Origin of the sequence: Oceanobacillus sp. CFH 90083 (genome assembly GCF_009389585.1) — a bacterium.
GTDB lineage: Bacteria > Bacillota > Bacilli > Bacillales > Amphibacillaceae > Oceanobacillus.
The window spans coordinates 1-23323 of the sequence record NZ_VIYG01000009.1; the positions used below are offsets into that span (position 1 = coordinate 1).

General features: G+C 37.5%; 21 protein-coding genes and 1 rRNA gene. 17 read left to right on the top strand and 5 right to left on the bottom strand.

Annotation, left to right across the window (positions count from 1 at the left end; all coding sequences use genetic code 11):
- Positions 1-53: 53 nt before the first annotated feature.
- Positions 54-169 (top strand): 5S ribosomal RNA (gene rrf / locus FLK20_RS13975).
- Between the two features lie 524 nt (positions 170-693).
- Here the strand turns inward: rrf and FLK20_RS13985 are convergent.
- The 3 genes from FLK20_RS13985 to FLK20_RS13995 form a co-directional block, all read right to left on the bottom strand.
- Positions 694-1863, bottom strand: a complete 1170-nt coding sequence (locus FLK20_RS13985; protein ID WP_152657216.1) for a dicarboxylate/amino acid:cation symporter — start codon at positions 1861-1863, stop codon at positions 694-696.
- Positions 1864-2031: 168 nt separating this feature from the next.
- On the bottom strand, positions 2032-2226 hold the full coding sequence (locus FLK20_RS13990; RefSeq protein WP_152657217.1) for a hypothetical protein: 195 nt from the start codon (positions 2224-2226) through the stop codon (positions 2032-2034).
- A 116-nt stretch (positions 2227-2342) separates the two neighbouring features.
- Positions 2343-3614: a BaiN/RdsA family NAD(P)/FAD-dependent oxidoreductase gene (locus FLK20_RS13995; protein ID WP_152657374.1), complete on the bottom strand. Its 1272-nt coding sequence runs from the start codon at positions 3612-3614 to the stop codon at positions 2343-2345.
- A gap of 223 nt (positions 3615-3837) precedes the next feature.
- Between FLK20_RS13995 and FLK20_RS14000 the strand changes: the two genes are divergently transcribed.
- The 5 genes from FLK20_RS14000 (at position 3838) to FLK20_RS14020 (ending at position 8994) form a co-directional block, all read left to right on the top strand.
- Positions 3838-5460, top strand: a complete 1623-nt coding sequence (locus tag FLK20_RS14000) for a putative polysaccharide biosynthesis protein (protein WP_152657218.1) — start codon at positions 3838-3840, stop codon at positions 5458-5460.
- A 22-nt stretch (positions 5461-5482) separates the two neighbouring features.
- Positions 5483-6217: a pseudouridine synthase gene (locus tag FLK20_RS14005; RefSeq protein WP_152657219.1), complete on the top strand. Its 735-nt coding sequence runs from the start codon at positions 5483-5485 to the stop codon at positions 6215-6217.
- A gap of 2 nt (positions 6218-6219) precedes the next feature.
- The gene (gene thpR, locus FLK20_RS14010; protein ID WP_152657220.1) at positions 6220-6789 is read left to right on the top strand and encodes an RNA 2',3'-cyclic phosphodiesterase; all 570 of its coding nucleotides are present in this window, start codon (positions 6220-6222) and stop codon (positions 6787-6789) included.
- 174 nt (positions 6790-6963) lie between these two features.
- Positions 6964-7905 (top strand): nuclease-related domain-containing protein, encoded by a 942-nt coding sequence (locus FLK20_RS14015; protein WP_152657221.1) that lies wholly within the window; start codon positions 6964-6966, stop codon positions 7903-7905.
- A gap of 270 nt (positions 7906-8175) precedes the next feature.
- Entirely contained in the window at positions 8176-8994 is an 819-nt protein-coding gene (locus tag FLK20_RS14020; protein WP_152657222.1) for a phosphotransferase family protein, read from the top strand.
- A gap of 18 nt (positions 8995-9012) precedes the next feature.
- On the opposite strand, the gene FLK20_RS14025 is transcribed toward FLK20_RS14020, so the two are convergent.
- Positions 9013-9294, bottom strand: a complete 282-nt coding sequence (locus FLK20_RS14025) for a YtzH-like family protein (protein ID WP_152657223.1) — start codon at positions 9292-9294, stop codon at positions 9013-9015.
- A 91-nt stretch (positions 9295-9385) separates the two neighbouring features.
- Here FLK20_RS14025 and trmB point away from each other — a divergent pair, with 91 nt between their 5' ends.
- From trmB to helD, 5 genes are all read left to right on the top strand, one after another.
- Positions 9386-10021 carry a tRNA (guanosine(46)-N7)-methyltransferase TrmB gene (trmB, locus tag FLK20_RS14030; protein WP_152657224.1) on the top strand — a complete coding sequence of 212 codons (636 nt, stop codon included), beginning with the start codon at positions 9386-9388 and terminating at the stop codon, positions 10019-10021.
- A 329-nt stretch (positions 10022-10350) separates the two neighbouring features.
- Positions 10351-11616 carry a uracil permease gene (gene uraA / locus FLK20_RS14035; protein WP_152657225.1) on the top strand — a complete coding sequence of 422 codons (1266 nt, stop codon included), beginning with the start codon at positions 10351-10353 and terminating at the stop codon, positions 11614-11616.
- An 846-nt stretch (positions 11617-12462) separates the two neighbouring features.
- Positions 12463-13650, top strand: a complete 1188-nt coding sequence (locus FLK20_RS14040; RefSeq protein WP_152657226.1) for a hypothetical protein — start codon at positions 12463-12465, stop codon at positions 13648-13650.
- Between the two features lie 27 nt (positions 13651-13677).
- Complete coding sequence (locus FLK20_RS14045; RefSeq protein WP_152657227.1) at positions 13678-14907, top strand: Zn-dependent hydrolase; 1230 nt, start codon at positions 13678-13680, stop codon at positions 14905-14907.
- A 282-nt stretch (positions 14908-15189) separates the two neighbouring features.
- Positions 15190-17508 carry an RNA polymerase recycling motor HelD gene (helD, locus tag FLK20_RS14050; RefSeq protein WP_152657228.1) on the top strand — a complete coding sequence of 773 codons (2319 nt, stop codon included), beginning with the start codon at positions 15190-15192 and terminating at the stop codon, positions 17506-17508.
- 249 nt (positions 17509-17757) lie between these two features.
- On the opposite strand, the gene FLK20_RS14055 is transcribed toward helD, so the two are convergent.
- A complete protein-coding gene (locus FLK20_RS14055) occupies positions 17758-18504 on the bottom strand; it encodes a GntR family transcriptional regulator (RefSeq protein WP_227995060.1) in 747 nt (248 codons plus the stop codon).
- Positions 18505-18713: 209 nt separating this feature from the next.
- Between FLK20_RS14055 and FLK20_RS14060 the strand changes: the two genes are divergently transcribed.
- Genes FLK20_RS14060 through FLK20_RS14085 form a run of 6 tightly spaced genes read left to right on the top strand, consistent with a single transcriptional unit; the run spans position 18714 to position 23287 of the window.
- Complete coding sequence (locus FLK20_RS14060; RefSeq protein ID WP_152657229.1) at positions 18714-19514, top strand: SDR family oxidoreductase; 801 nt, start codon at positions 18714-18716, stop codon at positions 19512-19514.
- Positions 19515-19566: 52 nt separating this feature from the next.
- Positions 19567-19986, top strand: coding sequence for a PTS sugar transporter subunit IIA (locus FLK20_RS14065; RefSeq protein WP_152657230.1), 420 nt, complete (start codon positions 19567-19569; stop codon positions 19984-19986).
- The gene (locus tag FLK20_RS14070) at positions 19986-20477 is read left to right on the top strand and encodes a PTS sugar transporter subunit IIB (RefSeq protein WP_152657231.1); all 492 of its coding nucleotides are present in this window, start codon (positions 19986-19988) and stop codon (positions 20475-20477) included. Before FLK20_RS14065 ends, FLK20_RS14070 begins: the two co-directional genes overlap by 1 nt.
- 17 nt (positions 20478-20494) lie before the next feature.
- On the top strand, positions 20495-21244 hold the full coding sequence (locus tag FLK20_RS14075) for a PTS mannose/fructose/sorbose/N-acetylgalactosamine transporter subunit IIC (RefSeq protein ID WP_227995062.1): 750 nt from the start codon (positions 20495-20497) through the stop codon (positions 21242-21244).
- Position 21245: 1 nt separating this feature from the next.
- Positions 21246-22097, top strand: coding sequence for a PTS system mannose/fructose/sorbose family transporter subunit IID (locus FLK20_RS14080; protein WP_152657232.1), 852 nt, complete (start codon positions 21246-21248; stop codon positions 22095-22097).
- 26 nt (positions 22098-22123) lie between these two features.
- Positions 22124-23287 carry a mannitol dehydrogenase family protein gene (locus FLK20_RS14085; RefSeq protein ID WP_152657233.1) on the top strand — a complete coding sequence of 388 codons (1164 nt, stop codon included), beginning with the start codon at positions 22124-22126 and terminating at the stop codon, positions 23285-23287.
- The last annotated feature ends 36 nt before the right edge of the window (positions 23288-23323 follow it).

Here is a 23323-nt window from a genome sequence, read left to right on the forward strand (position 1 = left end):
TCGCCCCATCGAATACATTTGTGGACAACATTGAACGGTTTACATCCTGTAGGTCTGGTGGCGATAGCGAAGTGGTCACACCTGTTCCCATGCCGAACGCAGAAGTTAAGTTCTTCAGCGCCAATGGTAGTTGGGGGTTTCCCCCTGCGAGAGTAGGACGTTGCCAGACAAGTCAAAAAGGGCTGTTGCATTTATTGTGACAGCCCTTTTTAGCTTTCTTCTCCTTACTTTCTATTCAAAATAAAATAATACCACTAAATCCTAAAACACCCCATATAATTAAATTAATGTAGTTTCCTTCAAAAGTAGATGAAGCCAAGGGTGCAGTATAACCTCTGCCATTGAATAGATTGGCAATACTTCATGAACTAACTGAAGCCATTGCAGCTGCTCTTGAAACGATTCCTGCCAGTTCGAAGTTGACTTTGCTAAAATATCTTTAATTTGCTCTAATAAAAAAACATGTATTTTAAAGCTAAGACACGCTCCAGCCGCATGATGTTATCGTCATTGTATAAGCGATGCCCTCCCTCTGTTTTTGGTGAATTAAAAAAGGAGTGCCAGAACAGCCTCTATATTTGAAATTAATTGATGTAAGCAGCGATGAGTCTGCATGTGAAATTGAATTTCAGATAAATATTTTATAAAAAAAGAGAAGTAAAACCAAAACTGGATACTTCTCGTCCTTCTTTATTATTTAGATATATTCCAACGGTTGTTCATTGAATCTGTCATGCTTGCAATCGCACCATCTCCAGTGACATTACATGCCGTACCTAAGCTATCTTGAGCTAGATATAGGGCAATCATCAAAGAAACCATTGTCGGCCCAAAGCCTAACATTGATTCAAGCAGCCCGATAGACGCCATTACTGCGCCCCCCGGAACCCCAGGTGCTGCGATCATCGTAACCCCTAATACAAGGAGAAAAGGGAAAACAGCTGCAAATGAAATAGATTCACCTTGTAAAAATAAAACAGCTGATGCACAGCTTAGTAACGTAATTGTGCTTCCTGATAAGTGTATATTAGCGAGTAAAGGGATAGTGAAATCAGCAATATTATCTTTCATCTTTAATTTCTTCGCTTGTTCCAAAGTAACCGGAATCGTAGCAGCAGAAGATTGGGTTCCAAGTGCTGTAAAATAAGCTGGCAGCATGGTTTTTAACATGATAAAAGGGTTTTGCTTGCTTAAAACTCCAGCTAACGAATACTGAAAAATCAAGTATAAAACATGTAATAGAATAATCATTACAAAAACAACAGCAAATACCTTTATAATAGAAGCAACTTGACCTGCATGTGTCATGTTAGCAAAAATTCCGAAAATATGGATAGGTAATAAAGGAATAATTATTTTACTGATAACCAATTCCACAATGGAACGAAAATCATTGAAAACATTTAATAATGCATCATTTTTTAAGGCTGCCATGCCAATCCCTAAAACAAATGCAAGAATAAGTGCAGTAATTACTTCAAAAGGAGGATGCAGTTCAAAATGCAAAAATCCTTCAAGCAGCGCATTACTAGGGTCATTAAACATAGTTAATGATTGCCCGCTTAAAATGGCTGGATAAAGATTACTTGCCGCTATAAAAGCAATAATACCGGCAATAATGGTTGATACATAAGCGAAAAGTGCGGTAACGGATAATAATTTCCCGGCCCCTTTGCCCATGTAGCCAATACCGGGTGCGATAAAGCCGATAATAATAAGTGGGATGATAAAGCTTAAAAATTCGCCAAATATATCATTAAAGGTGGCGAACAAGCGAATAAGCCAATCATTCGCAATTAATCCGATAACAATACCAAGAGCAATTGCAATAATAATACGTAATAATAGACCAAAACGTTGCATAAAAACTCTCCAATCCAGTTTGTGAATTAAATGTAACGTGACATAGTATAACTTAAATTTGAAAGGATAGCCAGAGTTTACATTAAAGAGGATAGAAAAGAGAAAGGTTAGCTGATGGTTTATAAAAAAATAGGAAGTATCACTAAGGATACTTCCAAGTCTGAGATACTAACTCATTCCAAACGGTCCTAATGATTCAGAGTCCTTTTTTCCTGAGGATGCATTTGGCTTTGAGCTGAAAAAAGGAGCTGCTTGCTGCAGTGCTTGACCTACATTTTGATGTTGATTGGTCATAGAATAGAAAGTGGCTGCACCAATACCGACAGAGGCAACCAAAGGAATCCAAATGGAGTTCTTTTCCATACTAGCCCTTCCCTTCGATAAAGTGAAAAAGATAGTTGTTAGAACCTGCCATACCTATAGACGGCTAAGCTCAGACAAGCTTATTATTTCCGCAGAAAAATAAATTATGAAAGTTATTAATTAACAATATTCGCTTTTGTATCAAGGGCTGCATTCATGCCGGCAATTCTTCCGGTAACGAGCGCAGACGTAATATTGTACCCGCCTGTATAGCCGTGTATATCTAAAATTTCTCCACAGAAATATAATCCAGGCATGATTTTTGATTTCATCGTGTTTGGAACAATTTCTTTAATAGAAATACCTCCGCCAGTGACAAAGGCTTTTTCCATTGGAAGGCTGCCATGTACCTGGAAGGAAAAGTTTTTAATATCTTTCACAAATTGAAGGGAGGAGCTTTTAGAGATATTGGCACATTTTTGTTCAGGACTAATGCCATGCTTTTCCATCAAGTAATCAAGAAGACGTTCCGGGATCATTCCTTTGACGGCATTTTTAAATGCTTTTTTTGGATTTTTTTCAAGAGTATCCTTAACCTGTTTAAATAAATCATCTTTTGCTATTTCCGGTAAAATATCCAGATGCATTTCTACCGTATCTCTGCCTCGCATAAGCTCTTTAACAACAAATTGGGAACAGCGTAAAACAGCTGGTCCAGAGATTCCGAAATGGGTGAAAATCATATCCATTTGATGGGTAATGATTGGCTTACCACGTTTATTTAATACACTTAAACGAATATCTCTTAAAGACAAGCCTTGGAGCTTCTTTTGCTTAATAAAATCTTCCTTTGAGGTAAGTGCCACTTCTGTCGGGTATAGTGTGGTGACAGTATGACCGGCAGTTTTAGCCCACGGATAGGCATCTCCTGTCGAACCAGTATGAGGTACAGCTTTTCCACCGGCAGCAATAACAATGGACGCAGCTTTTACGGGATTTTCTTCATCAAGATGTACTGTATGCACATTCTCACCATACTCTATCGCAGCTACCTTTGTATTCATCTTTACTGTAACACCTTGTTCTTTCAATTGATGAATGAGTGCATTGACGACATCCATCGCTTTATTTGATTTTGGGAACATTCTGCCGTGATCTTCTTCCTTTAGTGCAATGCCCAGTCCTTCAAAATAATCAATAATGTCATAATTATTAAATACAGAAAAAGCACTATATAGGAACTTTCCATTACCAGGAATATGTTTTATCACTTCCTCCTGGGGCAGACGGTTGGTTACATTACAGCGTCCGCCTCCGGAGATGGCTAGCTTCTTGCCAAGCTTTTTTCCTTTTTCAATAAGCAGTGTTTTTGCACCATGCTCAGCAGCTGAAATGGCAGCCATTAATCCGGAAGGTCCGCCGCCAATAACAATAACATCATAATTCAAGAGTTTTCTCATTCCTTTCTTTCTTATGCGTATCGTAGCATTTTCTAAAGAAATGTACAATATGTATAGCATTCAATCATAACATTCAAGAGTTTTTATAGGATTTGTCGATTTTTAGCAAATTAAATCAAAGAAAGCAATCGAAAAGTATGCTAAAATTAATAGGAAGTGCTAAAATAAAGCAATCTATTTTATTAATCTAATTGTAGGTGAAAAAGTTACAATGTCAAATATGCTAAGGGGAACGATGCTGTTATCAGGTGCATCGTTCCTGTCCAGATTTTTAGGAATGATTTTTGTTATACCGTTTTTTGCAATCGTTGGTACGACAGGCAGTGCGCTGTTTGTATATGCGTATACACCTTATAGTATTTTTATTAGTTTATCTACAGTTGGAATCCCTGCTGCTGTATCGAAATTCGTGTCTAAATATAACGCTTTAGGCGATTATCAAATTGGGATGCGAATGTTTCGTGCTGGAAGTATATTAATGCTTGGGACTGGTACTGTTGCATTTCTTGTGATGTTTTTATCGGCAGATTGGATAGGAGCATACCAGATTCAAGGAGAAGAGGGACCGATTACCTCAGAGGATATTGCCTTTGTTATTCGGATGGTCAGTTTTGCTTTAATTGTCATTCCGGCAATGAGTATTGTCCGAGGTTTTTTTCAGGGGAATCAATCGATGGGACCGACGGCTATCTCACAGACTGTAGAACAAATTGTACGTATCATCGCTATTTTAGTCGGCTCCTATATTATTGTAAGTTATTTTAACGGGTCGATTACATTGGCAGTCGGCTTTGCTGCATTTGCTGCATTAATTGGTGCGATTGCATCATGTTTCGTTCTATTTTGGTATTGGAGAAAGAGAAAACCATATATTGATAAGCAAATTGCGAAACAGACAACAACACATGACTTTCGTACAGTTGATCTATTTAAGGAATTATTCCGCTATGCCGGTCCATTTGTATTAGTCGGCTTAGCAATTCCGTTGTATCAGCTTGTCGATCAGTTTACATTTCAGCCTGCCATGGTTGCCAGTGGCAGAGGAGCAACATATGATACGGAATTAGCTGTGATTAATAATTTAGGTCATAAAATAATTATTATTCCAATGACGATTGCTACGGGATTATCTATGGCAATGCTTCCGTCATTAACGAATGCTTTTACACAAAATGATCAGCCTGCTTATACGAAGCTTATTAATCAGGCACTTCAGGTTATAATGGTTTTTGTTATTCCGGCAGCTGCGGGGATTGCGATCCTTTCTGATGAAATTTTTGGCTCTTTATTTACATTGGAAGATATTGAGATTACCGGATCATTAATGGCATGGTATGCTCCAGTAGCATTACTGTTTGGGCTGATTACCGTTACAGCAGGGATGCTGCAGGGGGTTAACCAGCAGAATTATGCGGTTGTCAGCTTACTGGCCGGCTTGTTAGTCAAAGTAATATTTAACAGTCAGTTTATTCATCTGTTCGGCGGTAAGGGCGCAATTTTAGGTACGGCGATTGCAGCAGGAATTGCCGTTGGACTCAATTTAGCACGATTAAAACGAACCGTGAATTTTTCATTTAAACAAACAATTAAACGAACAATTTTAATATTGATTTTTACAGGAATGATGTGCTTCGTTATTGTTGTTTTAAAATTTGTTTTCGGCCTCTTCCTGCCATATCAGGAAGTACGCTGGGCAACGACTATTATGCTCTTAATCGGCATATCTGCTGGCGGGTTGTCTTATCTCTTTTTAGCGTATAAATCCACTTTGCTGGATCATATTTTTAATGGAAGTGTACCAGGCTTAAATCGATTAAAGCGCATGAAAAGATAAAAGTAAAAGGAGTTTCTTTCATATGCGATTAGATAAATTATTAGCAAATATGGGTGTCGGAAGCAGGAAAGAAGTAAAACAGCTGCTGAAAGCGAAAAAAGTCACTTTAAATGAGAAAATAGTCAAAGATGGCTCCGTCCAGGTAAATCCGGACAAGGACAGTATATGTGTAGAAGGAGAACCGGTTATTTATCAGAAATTTATCTACTTAATGCTGCATAAGCCTTCCGGTGTTGTGTCAGCAACCGTGGATACCAAGGATAAAACAGTCATTGACTTATTATCGGAACAGGAGAGACATTTTCAGCCTTTTCCGGTAGGCAGGCTGGATAAGGATACAGAAGGGCTATTGTTAATTACAAATGATGGGGAGCTGGCGCATCGACTTACCTCGCCTAACAAAAATGTATCGAAAATGTATCGGGCAAAGGTAAAGGGGGAACTGCCGGCAAATGTTATTCAACAATTCGCTGCAGGTGTAAAACTGGAAGATGGCTATGTTACAAAATCAGCGAAACTGGATATACTATCAGCAAACGAGGAGCAGGGGAGTTCTGAAGTGCAAATAGAAATAACAGAAGGAAAATTCCATCAAATTAAGCGTATGTTTGCGGCGGTCGATTGTAAAGTAACCTATTTAAAGCGGTATCGGATGGGGACATTAACTCTGGACAGTCAACTGCCGCCGGGAGCTTACCGCCCGCTGACAGAACAAGAAATGGATGATTGCTTCCGTTTGAACAATAAGGAGTTTTAGCCATGTCTCATTATTTTATAGGTATTCAGATCAAGCCGGAATGGGCAAAGGTATTATCAGAATGGCAGAAAGAGCTGGTGTATCGCCTTCCATATAAGCAATGGACGGATAAGTTAGATTTTCATATAACATTGGTTTTTTTGGGAAACATAGATGAAAAGTCGCTTGATGCTCTTCGCAACGGGCTTCAGGCGGTAACAGCCTATGCGCCATTTACTTTAAAAAAATCAAAATTAGGGACTTTTGGGAATAAGCAGCAGCCAAGAGTGTTATGGCTGGGGATTGAGAATAATTCCATATTAAGTAAGATACAAAAGCAAGTTGTTCAAACCTGTGAAACGGTTGGCTATAGAAAAGAGAAAAGGATGTATACGCCTCATATTACCATAGGAAAGAAATGGACTGAGCAGGAGAAAACGTTAACAGCGAATGGCTGGAATGACATATTGTCTGGTATGCCTTTCTTAGATGAAGCATTCCAGGTGGATGCTATTCATTTATATAAAGTACATCCTGCGTCTAAGCCAAAATATGAGATTATCCAAAGCTTTCCATTGCGTGGTGAGGAATAAAGGTATGTAAGTTGGAGGGAAAATAGGTAAACAGCAGTTTACAGGATTTTTTAATGGCGGGATAAGGATAAAAGCTTTTAATTTTTTTGACAGACAAAAGGTTTAGTATTGGTGTCTGTCGCAAGGCATAAACGCTTTTAGCCGATGAAAAGGAAAGAGGAGAGAATAGGGTAAATGGCACAGTTAATCAAGCTGCAGGATTATATTTCTAGATATGCGTGGGATACCTATCGCTATCCCACGCAATATATCAGACAAAAGAAAGAGCAATGGGAATGCTTCTATTCAGAGTGGCTTGCCCCTTCTCAGCAGGAAGAGATAAATATAGAAGAGCACATAGAGGTTGAAGATGCAAAGGCAAAAAATTCTTTTCTGCAAAAATGGAAAGAGCGGTTCATCAAGTCGTCCGTTTCTGTAGAGGATTTAACACCTGATGAGGAGATAGTCAAACGAAATAAACCACCACTTAAGCTCCCTGAGACAGAAGAAGCGTTGAAGCAGGTTTTTCTGGACAGGTTACTGGAAATCCAGTTGAAATGGGCCTCATCTACTGTGTCTCAGGTTTCTGTCGTTGATTCAAGTTATTATAATGACCCGCTGTTACGATTTTTGCTGCAGCGCTTTCCTGATACATATCTTGTGATGTACCGGCCGATATTTGCTGTTAAACAGGCAGCCGTCGAAACAGATATTATTCTTATTACACCAATTGGGATAGAGATACTGTCATTTGTGGAATTAGAGACAAATGAAGTGATTATGGCCGGAGATGAGCGTACATGGACAATTACTGCTCAAAAAAATGAAGAGCCAGGTCGTCTTGTTAATCCATTAATTTCATTAAAACGGTCGGAAAAATGGATTGAAAGGTTTTTAAAAGCAGAGAATATAAATATCCCTATTAAAAAAGTCGTTATTTCCAGAACGAACCATATTCTCTATGCAACAGCACCCTACCAGACGGAAATCATCGACAAGCTCACTTTTCCGGAATGGTTTCAAGAAAAAAGAACGGTTCATTTGCCGCTTAAAAAGAGACAGCTCAATGTGGCGGAGTCTTTATTAAGAAACAGTTTATCCTATTCTTTCCCAAGACCGGAATGGGAAGAGGAATAAGCGGCAATGTACTCGATTAATTGAAGTTTCAATTTATTTTAATATCATTGATAACTTACATAGATATTGTAATTTTGATCATTTCTAGATACAATATAGACTTAACACGTTAAAAAGAATACTATTATTTATCGCAAATAGAGAAGGATTGCTTGTCTATCTGGCGAGAAGGATTCATGATAAACAGATAAAAAGCAAGAATGGTCTATGGGTAAATAAAGATTTTTCGGACGATCCTTGAATGCTAATTTTGAAAGATGGGAAGACATTATGATTAACTGGCTCGAACATGCTTTAGGTACAGGGTGGCTTGTCAGACCGGCTGGCGGTTTAACTGGCGAGGCATTTATAGCTGAAAAAAATGGGAAGCGATTGTTTTTGAAACGAAACACATCGCCCTTCTTAGCGGTACTCTCTGCTGAAGGTATTGTACCAAAGCTTATTTGGACAAAGAGAATAGAAAATGGTGATGTTATTACCGCTCAGGAATGGCTGGAAGGGCGTTCTTTGAATGAGAAAGAAATGAAGCAGCAGGCTGTGGCTGATTTATTGTATAAAATACATCATTCTTCTGAATTAATGCATATGCTCTTGAAAATGGAGAAAAAACCGACAACCTCAGATGAAAGTTTCTCACAGCTATGTATACAGTTAGAAGAGAAGGGGTTAACTGGTGAGCAGGAAGCAGTACGGGAAGCGATTGGTTTGCTGGAGATGATGCTTCCTTATACGAGGAATCAAAAGCTGGCAGTGTGTCATTGTGATATGAATCATAATAATTTAATTTTAACAAAAGAAAATATCATTTATTTAATTGATTGGGATAATGCAACCATCGCTGATCCAGCAACGGATATTGGTATGCTCTTAAAGTGGTATATTCCAAAGGATGATTGGAAAGAGTGGCTTATCAATTACGGAATCAACCCGGACAGACAATGGTTTATTCGCATGTACTGGTATCTTTTGCAGGATAATCTGCAATTCTTATGCTGGCACTTTGACCGCAAGGAGAGTGAGAAAGTCCAGCAAAGATTAAAGGAATTACAGGAAATTAACCGGTCCATTAAAGATTTTATCGTGTCATAAACGGTGGCGTATCCGCGCTTAGAGATGTTGCTGGACAGTATTAATCCAATGAGAAAATTGATCCTGATGATGATCGATATGCCTGGATAGGTCAGATGTGGAAATGCCTTCCTTGCCATATTGATGAATACTTGTCAGAACGTTTTGGATATCCTCACCAGCTAATTCTTTTTGAGCTAATATGGACGCAGCGAGCCGTTCTAGTTGAGCATGTTCATTAGCGGATACGGAGGAATTAGAATGATGCTCGTCCAAAATATCACAGAGTAATTGCAGTTTATTTTGTATAGATAATTGCATCTGAATTCACCTCGTTTCTGAGCATAGTTTACACGGATAATTAATTATTATTCATATCATAAATAAAGCAATAAAAGTGAGGAAAGCGTACATGAGACAAAGACATAAGCCTTGGGCAGATGATTATTTGAAGGAAAAAAAGCATATTGTATTAGAGAATCCCGGCGTACATAAAGGAGAATGGAAAAAAGTTTTTGGCAATGAGAACCCGATACATGTAGAAATTGGCTCTGGTAAAGGGCAATTTATTACAGGAATGGCGAAGCAGTATCCCGACATTAATTTTGTTGGCATTGAGGTTGCCAAAAGTATTATTGTCTCCACTGTTCAAAAGGTGGATGAAGAAGCATTGGACAATATTCGTCTGTTAAATGAGGATGCGAGTGATATGCTGGCATTGTTTGCAGAAAATGAAGTGGAACAGGTTTATTTGAATTTTTCTGATCCCTGGCCGAAAAATCGTCATGAAAAGCGTCGTTTAACCTATAAGAGCTTTTTAGAGCAATACCGGAATATTTTAGTGGATTCGGGTCAAATCGTTCTGAAAACAGATAATCGTGGATTATTTGAGTATTCGTTAGTCAGTTTTTCTGAATATGGGATGCATCTGATGGAAGTGAATTTAGATTTGCATGCAATCGGGGATGAAACAAATGTGAAAACCGAATATGAGGAAAAGTTCTCTTCACAGGGACATGTTATTTATCGTTGCAGAGCAAAATTCTGACCTTTATCAAATGATATTGACAGGTATAAGATGTATTGTCATAATATATCATAATGTGAACCTATGTTATAAACCTTTAATCCAGTCCTGTGAGGCTGGTAAGGTAGCTTGGATAAAGCAAAATAAATATGTCCTTTAGAAGAAGATGTTCAAAAGTTGAATAATAACGCCGCTGCAAATTTTTCGGTTTCTCTCTTAAGCTTTTGAGTATGTATTTTAAAAGATAATATTTCTTTGTATATCCCAACACCTTGCCTTCCAGACTGGCAAGGTGTTTTTGGATTGGACAGCTATGGAATATAAAATGTATACAGAAGGGACAGGTATTCATGAAATCAAGAGAAATTCAGGTACACGAACGACTGCCATTATTGCAGAGCTTTCCTTTAAGCTTGCAGCATTTATTCGCTATGTTCGGATCAACGGTTTTAGTGCCGCTTTTATTTAATGTAGATCCGGCGACCATTTTAATGATGAATGGCTTTGGGACACTGCTATATATCCTTATAACAAAAGGAAAGATTCCTGCTTACTTAGGATCGAGCTTTGCATTTATTGCGCCGGTTACAATGGTTTTGACTGAGGGGGGAGGCTATGGTGCTGCACTGGGTGGTTTCTTCGTAGTCGGTCTTGTTTTAACTCTGGTCGGGGTGATTGTAAAATATGCAGGAACAAGCTGGATTGATGTCATTTTTCCACCGGCAGCGATGGGGGCAATTGTTGCAGTAATTGGACTGGAGCTGGTTCCGACAGCGGCAGGCATGGCTGGTTTATTACCCGCAGCAGATGTACCAAGAGATATGACAGCTATAACAGTATCTTTGCTGACATTAGGGGTAACGATTATTTATTGGGTAACCTTGAGAGGGTTCTTAAAAATTATTCCAATACTGCTTGGGATCGTGACTGGCTATGTGCTGGCAGCGATGTTTGGCATCGTTGATTTTGCACCAGTTCGTGAGGCAGCCTGGATACAAATGCCGACTTATTATCAAATTGAATTTAATTGGTCGGATATTTTTATTATTTTACCGGCAGCACTTGTACTGGTACCAGAGCATATTGGACACTTAGTAGTTACAGAGAATATCGTAAAAAAGGATATGATGAAGGATCCCGGCTTAGACCGTTCTTTATTTGGTAATGGTATCTCTACAATGATTTCCAGCTTTTTCGGTTCGACACCAAATACAACCTATGGTGAAAATATAGGTGTTCTTGCAATTACCAGAGTATATTCTACTTGGGTTATTGGGGGAGCTGCTGTATTAGCAATCATTCTTTCCTTCTGTGGTAAATTGGCTGCCTTAATTTCATCCATTCCAACACCTGTTATGGGCGGGATTTCCTTATTGCTGTTTGGAATTATTGCAGTGAGCGGGTTACGCATGCTTGTAGAACAGCAAATTGACTATAATAAGTCACAAAATCTTATCTTGACCTGTGTGGTTTTAGCAATTGGTGTAAGCGGAGCAAGCATTCAGCTGGGAACAATCGAACTGAAGGGAATGGGGCTTGCAACCATTGTGGCTATCTTAATCAGTTTATTCTTTAGATTATTGGATACTTTGAATTTATCTAATGAGGACAAATAAAAATTTGCAGTCTTAGAGGATGTTCAAAAACCACGTTGCCTTGATCTGCAAGACAGCCCAATTCAGAGCTGTGACGATAATAAACCATCCTGTCTTGCTGCCTGCAAATGTGACAAAGAGAACAGTGCTTTACTGGAATTCCTGTGTGCAGGATTCTAATAATAAGCAGCTGTTCTTTTTTCTTATTTTGTTATAAGTAAACTTTGCATCAAACTCCTCCTGGAATGAAAAGGCATAAAGATTTCTATCATATGAATAAATTACTAACAGCATATAGAAAACGATACCAATTCTAATCTTATAACTATTTATTGGATAAGGTAGAAGAAAGCTGCATCCGTCCAGGTGGAAAAGCGTTAAATTATTGTTGACGGGCAGCTTGTTTGGTGATATTATTTCGATTATCACCAAAGTAGCTTTTTTTACTAATTTATCGCAGTGCACCTGACTTGAAGATCTCTGATTAAAGCTTTACTTTTTGCTTCGATGTAGAGAGCATTATCTGGAAACAAATTATTCATAGAATATTTTGAAATGGAAGCAGCGCCTGACTTTTATTGGACTGTCTTTTTTTACTTTTAAATATGAATTTTTTTCAAAAAAGTATTTTAAGATATTAATTTTTTATGCTTAAATGATAAGCTTAAAAACCGGTAAGCAACATTTTAATACGATGAATTGTCGGAAAAATATGTGAATAGAAAATAAAGCTATATATGTATTTATGCAATTTTTTTACGAAACCAGTTAATCCTTTTTGATGGTCTTTAATGTGAAAATATTCAATGCTTTTTGGTAGATAGACATCAGGAATAACACAATTTAATTTATGGAGGAAAGATAAACATGGCACAGATGCTTGCGTTAGTTCTTATTGTATTAATTTTATATATTGGAGATGTAATTGCTGCCAGAACAAAAGCCTGGGTACCCTCGATTTTTGTTTGTGCAGTACTGTTTTTAGCGGGGTATTGGACCTTCTTTCCGCAGGATATTGTTGAAATTGCAGGGATACCGCCTGTGGTCGCTACAGCACTTATGTATTTACTGATTGTAAATATGGGGACACTCTTATCATTACAGGAGTTGAAACAGCAATGGCGTACGATTTTAATTGCACTTGGTGGTATTTTAGGTGTGGTTTCCTTCTTACTGGGCTTTGGTACATTGCTCTTTGGGTTCCAGGCTATGGTTGTTGCTGTTCCACCATTAGTAGGCGGACTGGTATCCTCACTGATTATGTCGGAAGGTGCGGCAGAAGCCGGACTTGTCAGCTTATCCGTCTTTGCAATTGTTATTTATGTCATGCAAGGCTTTGCCGGATATCCTTTAACATCTGTCATGCTGAAAAAAGAAGGGAAACGATTATTGGATAAAATTCGCAGTGGTGAATTAAAGGCAGCTGATACATCAAATAAAGCAGCGGCAGAAGAATATGAGGGCGCAAGATTATTTAAAAATCTCCCTGAACAATATAATACAAGCTATTTTATATTTTTTAGATTAGCAGTCACCGGTTTTCTTGCTTATCAGGTTTCTGCCTGGCTGGACCCAGTAGTATCTATAAGCCCTATGGTGCTTTGTCTTGTATTTGGAGTAATTGGCAGGAGCGCTGGTTTCTTAGAGAAGCAGGCACTTCAGAAGGCAAACGGATTTGGTTTTGCAATGATGGGGTTAATGCTCTATATTCTTGATGGTTTAAGAAATGCTACTCCAACGATGATGCTTGATCTAGTATACTTGTTGGTAGGAAGTATCCTTTTAGCTGTCATTGGCATGTATATCTTTTCTTTTATTGTTGGAAAGCTGCTTAAGGTCAGCAAGGCAATGGCATATGCTATATCATTAACTGCTTTCTATGGCTTTCCGGCAGATTATGTAATTACCAATGAGGTAATCAACTCCTTGACAAAGGATAGTAAAGAAAGAGAAGCACTAACGAGTCATATGCTGCCGCCGATGCTAGTTGGCGGATTTGTGACCGTAACGATTGTTTCTGTTATACTGGCAGGTATATTTGTTAATTTCTTATAAGCATGTATTTAACGGAGGTAGGATAACGTGAAAGCGAATCAGGAAAGAATTGAAAAGCATATTAAAAATTTAAGTCACTTTACAGCTACACCAAATCAGGGAACCACACGATTAACGTATAGTGAAGAAGACTTACAGGCCCGTACCTATATCAAAGAACAGATGAAAGCATACGGATTAGAAGTAAGAGAAGACGGTCTCGGCAATATTTTTGGCAGGCTGGAAGGCGAAAAAAAGGATGGGCCGAGTGTTATCGTAGGGTCTCACTTTGACAGTGTTCCCAATGGCGGAGATTATGATGGCCCAGCTGGAGTCGTTGCCGGATTGGAGGTAGCGGCACTATTTCAGGAAAATCGGGTTAAGCCTGCATATCCATTAGAGATTATTGCAATGGTCGAAGAAGAGGGCTCCAGATTCGGCGGCGGTTTAATGGGCTCCAGAGGAATTGCCGGATACCTCCAAAAAGATGCTATCCAGCAGATGAAGGATAAAGATGGTATCTCTGTTCCAGAAGCAATGAAAAAGATTGGTTTAGATCCGTCTTTAGAGATGAAACGTAATCCAGAAACAATTAAAGCATTTTTAGAAATGCATATTGAACAGGGGCCTGTTTTGGAAGAAGAGCAAATTTCCATTGGTGTTGTGGAATCAATTGTCGGGCTGACACAGCTGGAGGTTACTATTACCGGTAAGGCTGGGCATGCTGGAACTACACCGATGGACAGGCGATCAGATGCACTGGTCACAGCAGCTAATATTATTGCGAAGCTTCCACAAATTGCTATAGAAGAAGGGGAAGGAACAGTTGCCACAGTAGGAAGACATGAGGTATTTCCAAATGGAGCTAATGTGATTCCGGATAAAGTCGTCTTTTCTGTTGATATCCGTTCCAGTAAAGAAATCCATGTAAAAAATGTCGTGCAAAAGGTAAAAGATGTTATTAACTCTTATGAAATGGATAATATTCAGACTACCGTAGAACAGTCATTGTACATGCAGCCTAAGGAGCTGAATAAGGAAATTCGTTCGTTGCTGAAGGATTCCTGTGAACAGTTAGATATCTCGTATTTGACGATGAACAGCGGAGCAGGTCATGATGCGATGGTTCTTTCTGATATTACAGATGTCGGATTGATTTTTGTTCCCAGCAAAGAGGGGCTCAGCCACTGCCCGGAAGAATGGACAGCGATACACGAACTCGCCGCTGGTGTGGAAGTGTTATATGAAACAACATTAAAATTAACGGAAGAATCCTAGTGCTATTTAGTGCTGGGTTTTTTTGTAGATTAACTTTGCATAATTAGGTTATCATTAATAATGTTATATATGTGTTTATTATAGATCCTTAAAATGATATTGTACCAAAAAAGCCCGCTTAAATTTAAGCAGGCTTTTTACATATGTATTGATTAATTTATGTAATAATGATAAAATAAAAAAGTTAAAGATACACCTATACATGTAAGTGCATATATTAAAATTTTACACTATAATTATAATATTGTCAACAGGTATTTTTGAAAATAAAGGAGGAAGTTGATGGATAAGCAAAATGATAGCCATGAATTTGAATATCAGCGACTGGAAAAGGTATTAGATATTATTGAGAAGAAACAAACTGCTTTGAAGGAACAGGCCTCCAAGGTGAAAGAAGATGTCGTTGAATTACGTAAAACATTTTGGGATGATATTACCGTTAACATGGATGAAATGGATGACATTATTGAAACGCAGGAAAGTATTAAGCAGCAGTCCAACATCCTTGCGCAAAAAGAACGGCATTATGGGAAAAATTATGAGCGGATGAATCAATTAGAAAGACTAAAAAAACAGCCTTATTTCGGAAGAATTGATTTTCAGGAGAAAGACAGCAAGGATATAGAGCAAATTTATATTGGTACTTCTTCGTTAATGGATGAAGAAGAGAAGGATTTTCTTATTTATGATTGGCGTGCTCCTATTTCCAGCATTTATTATGATTATGCTCCAGGTCCGGTAGAATACCAGACGGAGAAAGAAACGGTCTATGGCGATATGCATTTAAAACGTCAGTATATGATTCGTAATGGGAAGATGAAGGGAATCTTTGATACGTCGGTAACAATTATTGATGAGATGCTTCAGGAAAGCTTAAGCGGGGCAGCTGATACGCAAATGAAATCGATTGTTTCTACCATTCAGCAAGAGCAAAATGCTGTTATTCGTCATCGTGGCAGTAAAGTGCTGGTTGTTCAAGGTGCGGCAGGAAGTGGAAAAACCTCTGCTGCATTGCAGCGGATTGCATATTTGCTTTATCACCACCGGACTAATTTAACGGCGAATCAGGTTTTGTTATTATCACCTAATGACTTATTTACCAGCTATGTAGCAAACGTTTTGCCTGAATTGGGAGAGGAGCCGGTTCAGCAGCAAACCTTCCATCAATTTATTTCAAGTGGAATGGATAAAGCGTTGCATGTAGAGACTCCCTTTCAGCAAATAGAAAAACTGATGAGCTTAAAGGATGAAAATCAGCAAACACAAATCGAAGCGATCCGGTATTTTTCTAGTGTTGCTTTTATGGATAACATTAATTGGTATTTAGAAAAATTAAATCAAACGAATCTTGTTTTCAGGTCGATCCGCTTTCGAAATGAATTACTAATTGATAGGAAAGAGATTGAAAACTATTTCGCCTCTTTGGAGAAAGATATGCGGCTTCCAAATAAAATGGAGCAGCTAAGAAATTGGTTACTGCAGCGTATTCGTGTATTCCAAAAAGAAGAGAGCGGGAAGGATTGGGTTCTGGATCAGATTCAGCTGCTGAGCAAGGATGACTATATGAAAGCTTATCATGAAGTAGAGAGCGAGCTGGAAGAAAGCAGTATCCAGGATGAAGAGAAGGTTTTAAGAGAGAAAATTATTCGTAAAACATTTGCGCCATTGAAAAACATGATACGCCAGAACCGGTTTGTCAATACCTTTAAAATGTATATGGATTTTGTAGCAGAGCTGAATGGAACGAGCGCTATCCAGCAATATAAAGCAGAAGCACTGCGGGAACTCCGAAAAAAACAACTCCCGTGGGAACTGGCAACAGCTTATAGCTTCTTTAAAGGGGAAATGATTGGTCATGAAGTTATGCGGCCTGTACATTTAATCGTTATGGATGAAGCACAGGACTATACACCCTTTCAATTCGCCTATTTAAAGCATCTTTATCCATATGCCAGTTTTACACTGCTTGGCGATGTGAATCAGGCAATCTATTCCTATGCGTCAGAGGAAAATCCAATTCAAGAAAAGGGCGCACAGCAAGAAAGTACAGAACGGATTGTATTGACGAAGAGCTATCGTTCCACAAAACCGATTGCAGATTTTACATCTTATTTTTCACCAAGCAATCAACCGGTAGAAGCCTTTGATCGCAGTGGTTCCCTTCCGGAAGTGATTCGTTTGACAAAGTCGATTTCTGAAAAGGATGCGTTGCTTTACAAAATAGAGGAGAAGCAGCAGGAAGGCTATGAAACGATTGCGATTATAGCGAAGACGGCAGATGCCTGTGATAAAATATATCAGCAGCTGCATCAAGAGATAACTGTAAAACGGATTAACGAGGATACAAAAAACTATCAAAAGGGTGTTACAGTTGTTCCTGTTTATTTAGCTAAAGGTATTGAATTTGATGCTGTCATTGTTGCGGATGCTTCAGCTGAAGTGTATTCGCATTCTGCTGATAAATATTTGCTTTATACAGCATGTACGCGTGCGATGCATGATTTAACGGTGCTTTATACAGAGGAGATGTCGCCTTTCATAAGGATAGTTCCTCAAGAGAAATATAGATATGCGACGATTGTGGAGCGAGGAGAAGAATGAAATAACTGTTTATGTCTCCTTTTCCTAATTGAATAATAGTGAATATCTGCTTTTATTGTTTAAGTAAGCAGTGATATAAAAAGCCTAACATCCATTTGACTAGTTAGAATTGTGAAATGATGTTAGGCTCTGTTGCTTTAAATGAGTTTATCATGGATAACCGTTCTTAAATCTTTTGCAGAATAAAGTTTCATTTTATAGTTTTAAATCAAATTGCGATATATCTGCTGTTGAAATCATAAATAATTTTTACATTTTTAAAATAACTTTGAACCTGGTTATATCTCCTCGGTCTCTGGAAATAGAATACTCAATTGGATTGTTCTTATCATCATACGTAACAGTGTCTACCAGCTGAATAGCACTGTTTTTTTCAATATGAAGGATTTTAGCTATCTCTTCACTTGCATTAATCGCTTCAAAGGTTCTGGTCGCGTAGTCAATTTTAATTTGGTAATTTTCTCTAAGTACGTTAAATAAAGATAAAACAGCGAAATCGAAATTATCAAGATTAGGTGTTAAATCTTTTGGGAGATATGTTGTGACTAAAATAGAAGGTTCATTTTCAATATATCGTAATCTATCTAATTTATAATACTCCTTATAGCTGCTTCCAAAGATACTTTTAAGTTTCTTATTGGAATTTATTCGTTGTATATTTAGTACTTCTGTTTTCCCATGCAGTCCTTGGCGGTTTACTTCGTCATCAAAACTTCTTAACTTTTCTAAGTTCCAAAGGTTTAATGTTGGTTTTTCAATGAAAGTGCCTACTCCACGTTTTACTTTTAAATATCCTTCATTCACAAGTAATTCAACAGCTTTTCGAATAGTTGTTCTACTTACTCCGTAGCTGCTTATTAATTCATTTTCAGTAGGTAGCTTTTCATTTAATTGATACTCATTATTATTTATTTTCATAATGATATCTTCTTTGATTTGGTGATATAAGGGGATTACGCTGTTTTTATCTAGAATGACAGATTTTTTTGATTCCAATATTTTCACCTCATTTTATAATGATGTCATTACCACCTTTATTATATATATTGTTGATAGCGCTGTAAAACAAATTAGAATCTACAGGTTTTGTGACTAAATTAATAATTTTAGAAAATTTTAAAAGAAAGCGCTTTACAAAAATGAATTATAGTGATAAATTTATATCATGACGTCATGATGTCATGATAATTAAGGGAAGGTGATATATTTTGAACACATGGTTAGATTTAGAGGGTAAAGTTGTCATTGTAACAGGCGGCTGTGTTGGGATTGGCGCTAAATTAGTTGAGAGCTTTCATCAAAATGGTGCGAAGGTAATTGTTGCAGACATGTCTGTTACTGAAAACTATCATGATAATAATATTCACTATATGAAGTGCGATGTTACGAAGAAAGAAAAGATTACAAAATTAGTAAATGAAGTGATGTCTCAATATGGGAAGATAGATTGTCTTGTTAATAATGCGGGAGTGAATCGAGCCAGATTGCTGGTAGATTATTTTAATGAAGATGAGAAACATGAGCTATCGGAAGAAGACTTTGATTTCATGGTCAATGTCAATCAAAAAGCGGTTTTCTTATGTGCCCAAGCTGTTTCAAAAGTGATGATTAAGCAAGAATCAGGAGTAATTATTAATATTAGTTCAGAAGCAGGTGCAGAAGGTTCCAAAGGTCAAAGTATATATGCTGCTACGAAAGGTGCTGTGAATTCCATGACATTATCTTGGGCGAAAGAATTGGGCACTTTTAATATCCGAGTGGTTGGAGTAGCTCCAGGAATTAATGAACCTACACCAATGGGACACCCTAAACATGTAGAAGATTTAGCATACACCAGAGGAGTAAAGGCAGAGAATATTTCTTTAGATTATCAAAAAGTAATTCCGTTAGGCAGGGTAGGTAAATTAGAAGAAATAGCTGATCTTGTAACCTATTTAGCTTCTGAGAGAGCTGGTTATGTAACTGGAACGATTGTAAATGTAACTGGCGGGAAGTCTAAAGGCTAAGTGATAAGCATTGTCGCCTTTAGAAATAATTTAATTGTTTAGGAGGGATTTCATGCGCAATGAAGACGTTGTAAAACCATGGATTCTTATCGTTACACATGGGAAATTTGGAGAGGAACTGAAAAGAAGTGCAGAAATGATTATGGGGCAAATGCAAGATATCTATTGTTTTTCTTTATTAGAAGAGATGGATCCTTTAGAACTTAAAAATCAAATAAATGAAGTTCTAAACGATGCTCCAGGAGGATCCATTATTTTTACAGATATATTTGGAGGTACTCCTTCTAATATAGCTGCCACTTTTTCCAAAAATCATTATGCTGTCTCTGGTGTGAATTTACCAATGATTGTCGAGGCAGAGATGTCAAGAACGCAGATGGAAATATCGGATTTAATGCAGAAGATAATACATTCTGCTTCAGACGGTATACGAAATATTACTAAAATTATGAATGAAAGGGAGCGTATTTAATGCAGGGTATCAAGCTTGTGCGTGTTGATTTTCGGCTTATTCATGGTCAAGTAATTACAAAATGGAGAAATAAGGTTTCCGTAAATAAAATTATCGTAGTTAATAATGCATTATCCGAAGATGAATTTATGAGTGATATCTATGTAATGGCTGCTCCGCCAGATATGGAAGTAGAGGTTATATCTGAAGAAAATTTTGTACGACAAGCTCAAGCGGGCGAATATGATCATGGGGAAATTTTAGTTTTATTTAAGAGTATTATAGATGTTCTTCATGTATATAGAAAAGGAGTCCACTTTGAATCGCTGCAAATTGGAGGATTGGGAAGTGGAAATAAACGAACTTCTGTTGTAAAAGGAATAGCGATTGATCAGGATGATGCCGATATGCTGTTGGAAATGCAAGGAGAGGGAACCGATGTAACATTTCAAGTAACACCTGAAGAACCTAAATTAAAATTAGATAATGCAGTAAAAAAATTGAAAAAGTAAAGGCTAGGTGAAATGGGATGGATATGTTAGCTGTTGCTATATTTACTGGTTTATGGTATTGGATTTGTAAAACAGATATTGGTTATGGCATTACTCACGCAATCAGGCAGCCATTATTTTCTGCCATTCCCATAGGTATCATCATGGGGGATTTAAAAACTGCTTTAATTATTGGTGCAGGTGTCCAGATTCTATATATCGGATTAGTTGCTGCCGGTTCTAATTTGCCGGCTGATGATTCTTTAGCTGGTTTGATTGCTATTCCCATTGCTATCAGCGCAAATTTAAGTACAGAACTAGCGATAGCAATAGCAGTTCCGGTTGGTGTCATGGGTGTATTTATTGATCAATTAAGAAAAACCGTCAACGTCGTGTTTGTTCATATGGCAGATAAATTTGCTGCTGAAGGAAATGCAAAACAAGTGGTTCTTTCAGCGATATTATATCCTACCATACTCAGTTTCTTTATGCGTTTTCCAGTTCCTTTTTTCGCAAACCTCTATGGGGCTAATGCTGTTGAAAACTTTATGAATAATGTGCCGGAATGGCTATTGCACGGTTTTAGTGTAGCAGGAGGATTATTACCGGCTCTTGGATTTGCTTTAACGATGTTTGTTATTGGAAAAAAACAATTGCTGCCTTGGTTTTTTATCGGTTATTTTCTTGTTCAATTTAGCGGATTACCAATCATGGGGGTAGCTATATTCGGAATTTGTATCATTATTTTGCTAAATGTATATCAAAATAACAAAATGGGGGTTCAGTAACATGAAAGAAAAAGAAGCGCAGGATTTAATAAGAGAAGCTTCACATACTCCGATTACAAGAAAAGATGTAAGAAAAAGCTGGTTTTATTATTATTTGTTTGCTGAGATGGGTATTTCTTATGAACGTTTACAAGCATTGGGGTTCACAACCTCCATGGTTCCGATATTAAGAAAGTTATATCCAAATAAAAAAGACTTTGCAGAGGCCTTGCAAAGACACCTGATTTTCTATAATACAGAAGCAGTTTTCGGTGCACCAATTAATGGTGTTGTCATTGCTATGGAAGAACAAAAAGCCAAAGGAGAGCCGATTGAAGGAAATGGAATTACGGGGATGAAGACAGGGTTGATGGGGCCTTTAGCCGGAATTGGAGATTCCATTGACTGGGCTACCCTTAAGCCGATTATCTTTGGACTTGGAGCCAGCTTATCTGCTGCTGGAAATATTTTGGGAGCCTTTATTTTACTGCTGTTACCTCTGATTCAGATTATCATCGGCTTAAACCTTTCTGTAGCTGGTTATGAGACTGGGAAAGCCTCTATAAAAGACCTATTGCAATCAGGTAAGATCAAACAATTAATTACAAGTGCAAGTACATTAGGTTTGTTTATGATGGGGGCGCTTTCTTCAACCTATGTCGCAGTGAGTACACCAATACAATTTTCTTTTGGCAGTGAAACAGAGCCTTTTGTATTACAAGAAGTTCTTGATAGTATTGTTCCAGGTTTATTACCTCTGGCGGTAGTGCTGGGTATTTATTGGTGGCTGCTTAAGAAAAATCAAAATTTTGCTGTCATCATGCTTCTTATTATCGCAGTAGCTCTAATTGGTGCGATTACAGGAATATTATAAATCAGCGTAAAGAGAGTTGGGATGAAATGAAAGCAGTTCATTTTGGTGCAGGAAGTATAGGCAGAGGTTTTATTGGAGATTTATTATTTGAATCTGGCTACGAAACGACTTTTGTAGATGTAGATGAACAGATTATAAAACAGATAAATGAAACAAACAGCTACGATTTATATGTGATTGAAGAAAATTATCGTAAAAAAACAATTTCAAATGTACAAGCACTTTCTTCGGTAAACAATAGAGAAGAAGTTATCATGGAAATTTCTCAAGCAGATATCCTGACCACTTCTGTTTGGGCAAATAATCTGGAAAAGATAGCGCCGTTGATTTTAGAGGGATTAAAAGCGAGACAACAAGCTGGGAAACCAAAGCTAAATATACTGGCTTGTGAAAATGCAATGTTTAATTCGGATATGTTAAAGGGGTTTATCTTAGAAAGTGATCTCCACATATCTGAAGAAATAATTAATCAAATTGCTTGTTTTCCAAACACAACGGTGGATCGTATGGTAATAGAAGATACAAGAAATGATTTAAACGTTATTAATATAGGAAAAGATTTTGAGCTTATTGTAGAAAAAGAAAAATTAGCAGAACCTTCTAATCCACCTTTAGAAAATGTTTATTATACTGCTAACTTTCAAAAGTATATCGAGAAAAAGTTATATATTATTAATGGCGGACATGCTTGGGCAGGATATATAGGCTATGTACATGGCTATAGGATTATTCAGGATGTTTTTCAAAATGAAACGATTGTTAATGAAATAAGAGAGACGATGGTAGAATGTGCCAAACTATTAGAGCAGAAATATGACTTTCAGTTAGATGAATTGTTAACTTATATTGATTTTGCAATCCATCGCTTTCAAACTCCTGGCGTCCAGGATACGATAAATCGGGTATGCAGGTCGCCAATCCGAAAACTCCATGTGGATGATCGATTAGTAGCACCTGCGATTCAATGTGAGTCGTATCAATTAAAAAATGAAAATTTACTGCTTGGAATAGCATCTGCATTTTTATTTCGTAATGATGCAGATGATGAAGCTGTAGAATTAGAGAAATTTATTAAAAGGAACGGGATTCGTAAAGCAATAACTGTATTTACAGGTATGGAGGAAAATAATTCATTGTGCCAGAGAATAGAAGAGAAGTACAAGGAGTTAAAAGATAAATTCAATGTTTAGCAGGAAAAATTCAAAAATTTATGTGAATATCTTAGG